Raw genomic sequence first — 5920 nt, 5'->3', positions numbered from 1 at the left:
CACGCTGGCCGCGCGCGGCGCCCAGGCGCTGGCGCCCGAACATCTGCAGCGCCGCCGCGAGCCGCCCCAGGCCACGCGGCTGCATTGCTTTGTGCTCGATTGCTCGGCCTCCATGGCCGCCAGCGGCGCACTGGCGCGGGCCAAGGGCGTGCTGCTGTCGCTGATGGAAGAGGCCTACCGTCGCCGCGAGCAGGTGGCGCTGATCTGCTTTGCGGGCACGCGCGTGGAATTGCGCCTGCCGCCGCGCAAGGCAGCGGCCTGGAATGACGACTGGATCGCTCCCATTGGCGGGGGCGGCGGCACGCCGCTGCAGGCGGCCGTGGAGCAGGCGGGCCAGTTGCTGCAGCGCCATTGCGGCGCAGAGGCCTCCTGCCAGGGCTGGCTGTGGCTGCTCACCGACGGCCGCACGCGCGAGCGGCCTGCGCGGCCTGCGGCGGCCCAGGAGGCAGGCATCGTGGACTTTGAATCAGGCCGCGTGCGCCTGGGCCGGGCGGCTGCGCTGGCTGCCGCCTGGGACGCACGCCATGTGCGGGCCGATGATTTCGCAGGCTGATCTGCGGCTCTGACAAGGTCAGGCCGGCCAGCTCAGCTCGAACAGCGCGCCGCCACGCTCGCCCGGCAGGCACTGTGCCCGCCCGCCGTGGGCCTGCGCAATGGCCTGCACCACGGCCAGGCCCAGTCCGCTGCCGTTGCCTGCTCCTACGCTGGCATTCCTTCGGCTGCGGGCGCCTTCACCGCGCTGGAAAGCGTCGAAGATGCGCGGCGCAAGGTCGGCCGCCACGCCGGGGCCGCTGTCTTCCACGCGCACGGTGCACAGGCCGTGGCGCACGCGCGCGGCCACCAGCAGGGGGCCGGGCTGGGCATATTGCATGGCGTTTTCCAGCAGGGCCAGCAGGGCCTGGCGTATGCGCACGGGGTCGCAGACCACGGGCTGGTCATCGAGCTCCATCGCCAGCTGCAGGCCCGCCTGCTCCAGCGCCGGTCCCACGGCCAGGGCCACCGAGCGCACCTCGCCCGCCAGGCAGGTCTGGCGCAGCTGCAGTTGCAGATGGCCGTTTTCCTGCAGGCCCAGCAGGCGCAGGTCGTCGATCAGGCGGGTCAGCCCCTCGACCTGGGTCATCAGGCTGGCCAGCATGTCCTTGCTGGGCAGGAAGACGCCATCGGACAGGCCCTGCAGCCGCCCGCTGAGAATGGTCACGGGCGTGCGCAGCTCATGGGCGATGGCCGCGCTCCAGAAGGCGCGCTCCTGCGCCATGCCTTCCAGGCGCCGGGCCAGGCTGTTGAAGTCGTGCACCAGCTGCGCGGCCTCGTGCAGCGCGCTGTCGTCCGTGCTGGCGCGCGCCGACAGGTCGCCCTCGGCCAGCTGGCGCAGGCTGATGGCCACCGAGTCCAGCGAGGGCAGGATGCGCCGCGACAGCCGCGTGGCCACGAAGATGGCGATCAGCATGGCCACCACCAGGGTCAGCAGCACCCAGGCCAGCTCCACGCTGGAGGGCATCCAGCCGTCGGAGACGCTGGCCGGGTGAAAGGTCAGCAGCAGCGCATAGAAGGCGTACGAGCCCAGCACGCACAGCACGACCACGGCCAGCGTGACGGCCGACATGGTCAGCACCACCTGCCGGCGCAGGCCGGCCGCTGCGCTCATGACGGCACTCCCCGGCCTGCGGCCTGTGCGGCGCTCATGGGTCCATCCCCAGCCGGTAGCCCACGCTGCGCACGCTGTCGGGCATGCCCTGCAGGCCCAGGCCTTCGAGTTTCTTGCGCAGCTTGCTGATGTGGCTGTCCACGGTGCGTTCCAGCGTGTGGCCTTCGGGCAGGCAGCTCAGCAGAAGCTCGGCGCGGCTGAACACGCGCCGGGGCGAACGCACCAGGCTGGCCAGCAGGTTGAATTCGGTCACGGTGAGTTCGGGCACATGCGTGGCGCCCTGCACCTGCACGCTGACCTCGCGGCTGTCCAGGTCCACGCGAAAGGGGCCGGCCTGCAGCAGCTTGGTATCGCGGCGCTGGGCCTGGCCGCAGCGGCGCAGCACGGCCTGCACGCGCGCCACGACCTCGGCCGCGTTGAAGGGCTTGCCCACGTAGTCGTCCGCGCCAATGCGCAGGCCGATGAGCTTGTCCACGTCCTGGTTGAGGGCGGTGAGCATGATGACGGGCGTGTCGCCGCGCCGGCGGATTTCGGACAGCACCTGCCAGCCGTCGAGGCGTGGCATCTGCACGTCGAGAAGTACGAGATCGGGTTTCAAGTGGTGGTGCAGTTCAAGGGCCTGCTGGCCATCGGCGGCATGCACGGTGCGCAGGTCGCTGCGGGCCAGGTAGGCGCACAGGATGTCTGCGATCTCGGGCTCGTCCTCGGCGACGAGGATGAGCGATGTCGATGGCTGGAAAGGCAAGGGCTGGGCAATGATAGAAGCCATTTTGGGGTCGCGGCGGGGGCTGTGTTCATCTCCATCGTTCTTCCACATTTCCCGGGCCGAAATGCCATCGAAAGAACGCAAGCTGTTTCCCTGTGCCGCCGCAATTGGCCGGCATGCGAAACAAATCCCTGAATATGAAGTCACAGCGGCAATGCCGTATGAGCGGGTGGGAGAGCTGTTAGCTTTGCAGCGGCTCCATGGATGAATGGCCCTGGCGGCAACACGCCGCAGGCCGAAGCCGCACCGGCAGGAGTTTCCTCCATCCCCATGCCTCCTGGCAATCTGGATTTGCATCCGGATGGCCCCTCAGATGTGTCGGCGCCAGGCGCCGTATTTTTTCCGCAGCGCGCCCTGGCGTGCATTGAAAACCAGACCTCGCGTCCATGCCACAGTTCTTCATTCACCGGCCCGTCTTTGCCTGGGTCATCGCGTTGTTCATCGTGCTGCTGGGTGTGCTTGCCATTCCGCAATTGCCGATCTCGCGCTATCCCACGGTGGCGCCGCCCACGGTGAGCCTGTATGCCACCTATCCGGGCGCCACGCCCAAGACGCTCAATGACTCCGTGGTCTCGCTGATCGAGCGCGAGCTGTCCAGCGTCCGCCACCTGCTGTATTTCGAGTCCTCGGTGGACACCTCGGGCTCGGCCGAGATCAAGGCCACCTTCAAGCCCGGCACCAACCCCGAGCTGGCCCAGGTGGATGTGCAAAACCGCATCAAGGCCGTGGAGCCGCGCCTGCCGCAGGCCGTGCGCCAGAACGGCCTGCAGGTGGAGTCGGCCACGTCGAGCTTTCTGCTGCTGGTGGGCCTGATCTCGCCGGGCGGCGAGTTCGACGAGCTGGCACTCAATGACTACATGGCGCGAAATATCGTCGAGGAGCTGCGGCGCATCGAGGGCGTGGGCCGCGTGCAGCTGTTCGGCACCGAGCACGCCATGCGCGTCTGGGTCGATCCGGCCAAGCTGATCTCCTACGGGCTGTCCATGGGCGACCTGACCCAGGCCATCCAGCAGCAGAACATGCAGATCGCCCCGGGCCGCGTGGGCGATGCGCCCATCGCCCCGGGCCAGCGCGTGACCACGCCGCTCACCGTGCAGGGCCAGCTGACCTCGCCCGAGCAGTTCGCGGCCATCGTGCTGCGCGCCCATGCCGACGGCTCCCGCCTGGTGCTGGGCGACGTGGCGCGCGTGGAGCTGGGCGCGCAGTCCTATGCCTTCTCCAACCGCGAGGATGGCAAGCCCGCCACCAGCGCCGCCGTGCAGCTGTCGCCGGGTGCCAATGCCGTGCGCACGGCCGCCGCCGTGCAAAAGCGCATGGCCGAGCTGGCTTCCATCCTGCCGAGGGGCATGGAGCACACCATCTCGTTCAATACCGCGCCCTTCGTCAAGATCTCCATCGAGAAGGTGGTGCAGACCCTGGTCGAGGCCATGGTGCTGGTCTTCCTGGTGATGTACCTGTTCCTGCAGAACCTGCGCTACACGCTGATCCCGGCCATCGTGGCGCCCGTGGCGCTGCTGGGCACCTTCGCCGTGATGCTGGTGGCGGGCTTTTCCATCAACGTGCTGACCATGTTCGGCATGGTGCTGGCCATCGGCATCATCGTGGACGACGCCATCGTCGTGGTCGAGAACGTGGAGCGCCTCATGGCCGAGGAAGGCCTGTCGCCGCGCGATGCCACGCTCAAGGCCATGAAGGAGATCACGGGCGCCATCATCGGCATCACCCTGGTGCTGACGGCGGTGTTCATTCCCATGGCGTTCGCCAGCGGCTCCGTGGGCGTGATCTACCAGCAGTTCACGCTGTCCATGGCCGTGTCCATCCTGTTCTCGGCCTTCCTGGCCCTGAGCCTGACACCAGCGCTGTGCGCCACCTTGCTCAAGCCGGTGGCGGCAGGCCACCATGAGAAGAAAGGCTTCTTCGGCTGGTTCAACCGTGGCTTCGAGCGGCTGACGAACCGCTACGAGGCCCATGTCACGGGCCTGGTCCGGCGCACGGGCCGCATGATGCTGCTGTTCGCGGCCATCGTGGCCATCCTGGTGTTTGCGCTGCGCCAGCTGCCATCGGCCTTTCTGCCCGAGGAAGACCAGGGCTACTTCATGGCGTCCATCCAGCTGCCGGCCGATGCCACGGCCGAGCGCACGCTGGACGTGGTCAAGCGCTATGAGGAGCATGTGGCGCAGCGCCCCGGCATCGCCTCCAGCATCTCGGTGCTGGGCTTCAGCTTCGCGGGCTCGGGCCCGAACGCGGCCATGGCCTTCACCACGCTCAAGGACTGGGACCAGCGCAACGGCGCCACGGCGGGCGAGGAAGTCTCGCTCGCGCAAAAGGCCATGGAGCATGCGCCCGAGGGCGCCATCATGGTGCTGCAGCCCCCGGCCATCGACGAGCTGGGCACCTCCTCGGGCTTCACCATGTACCTGCAGGACCGCACGGGCCAGGGCCATGCCGCGCTCAAGTCGGCCACCGACCAGTTGCTGGCGCTGGCCGGCAGCAGCAGCGTGCTGGGCTCGGCCTACCAGGACAGCCTGCCTTCGGGCACCAGCGTGCGGCTGGAGATCGACCGCCAGAAGGCCCAGGCCCTGGGCGTGGGCTTTGCCGCCATCAGCGAGACGCTGTCCACGGCCATGGGCTCGCTGTACGTCAACGACTTCCCCAACGCCGGACGCATGCAGCAGGTCATCGTGCAGGCCGACGCGCCCGCGCGCATGCAGATCGATGACGTGCTCCGGCTGAACGTGCGCAATGCCTCGGGCGGCATGGTGCCGCTGGCCGAGTTCGCCACGCCCGTGTGGTCGGAGACGCCGCTGCAGCTGGTGCGCTACCAGGGCTTCCTGGCGTCGCGCATCTCGGGCACGCCTGCGCCCGGCACGTCCAGCGGCGCGGCCATGGCCGAGATGGAGCGGCTGGCGGCCCAGCTGCCGCCCGGCTTTGCCGTGGCCTGGACCGGCCAGTCGCTGCAGGAGCGCCAGTCGGCCGCGCAGGCGCCCCTGCTCATGGCCCTGTCCATGCTGGTGGTCTTCCTGGTGCTGGCCGCGCTGTACGAGAGCTGGTCCATCCCGCTGTCGGTGATGCTGGTCGTGCCCCTGGGCCTGCTGGGCGCGGTGGCGGCCGTGCTGCTGCGCGGCATGCCCAACGATGTGTTCTTCAAGGTGGGGCTGATCACCATCATCGGCCTGTCGGCCAAGAACGCCATCCTGATCGTGGAATTCGCCAAGCAGCTGCGCGAGGAAGGCCAGGACCTGCGCGAGGCCGCCATCAAGGCCGCGCGCCTGAGGCTGCGGCCCATCCTCATGACCTCGCTGGCCTTTGCGCTGGGCGTGGTGCCGCTGATGCTGGCATCGGGCGCCAGCGCCGAGACCCAGCACGCCATCGGCACGGGCGTGTTCGGCGGCATGGTCAGCGGCACGGTGCTGGCCGTGTTCTTCGTGCCCGTCTTCTTCGTCTTCGTCCTTGAATGGCAGCGGCGCATCGCCGGGCCGCGCGGCAGCGCGCGCCGGCCGCCGCCTGCT

At 68.9% G+C, this 5920-nt stretch carries 4 protein-coding genes; 2 read left to right on the top strand and 2 right to left on the bottom strand.

Annotated features, from left to right (window positions below; translation table 11 throughout):
* A partial coding sequence (locus tag ACM14_RS29945; RefSeq protein WP_254662166.1) for a VWA domain-containing protein occupies positions 1-553 on the top strand: 553 nt, incomplete at its 5' end.
* 18 nt (positions 554-571) lie between these two features.
* Here the strand turns inward: ACM14_RS29945 and ACM14_RS29940 are convergent.
* The gene (locus ACM14_RS29940; protein ID WP_013800609.1) at positions 572-1645 is read right to left on the bottom strand and encodes an ATP-binding protein; all 1074 of its coding nucleotides are present in this window, start codon (positions 1643-1645) and stop codon (positions 572-574) included.
* A gap of 34 nt (positions 1646-1679) precedes the next feature.
* Positions 1680-2414 carry a response regulator gene (locus ACM14_RS29935; RefSeq protein ID WP_175403331.1) on the bottom strand — a complete coding sequence of 245 codons (735 nt, stop codon included), beginning with the start codon at positions 2412-2414 and terminating at the stop codon, positions 1680-1682.
* A gap of 383 nt (positions 2415-2797) precedes the next feature.
* Here ACM14_RS29935 and ACM14_RS29930 point away from each other — a divergent pair.
* A partial coding sequence (locus ACM14_RS29930) for an efflux RND transporter permease subunit (protein WP_065348147.1) occupies positions 2798-5920 on the top strand: 3123 nt, incomplete at its 3' end.

The sequence above is a fragment of the Delftia sp. JD2 genome (assembly GCF_001682645.1).
Classification (GTDB): domain Bacteria; phylum Pseudomonadota; class Gammaproteobacteria; order Burkholderiales; family Burkholderiaceae_C; genus Comamonas; species Comamonas acidovorans.
This window is presented reverse-complemented; position numbering and strand designations above follow the sequence as displayed.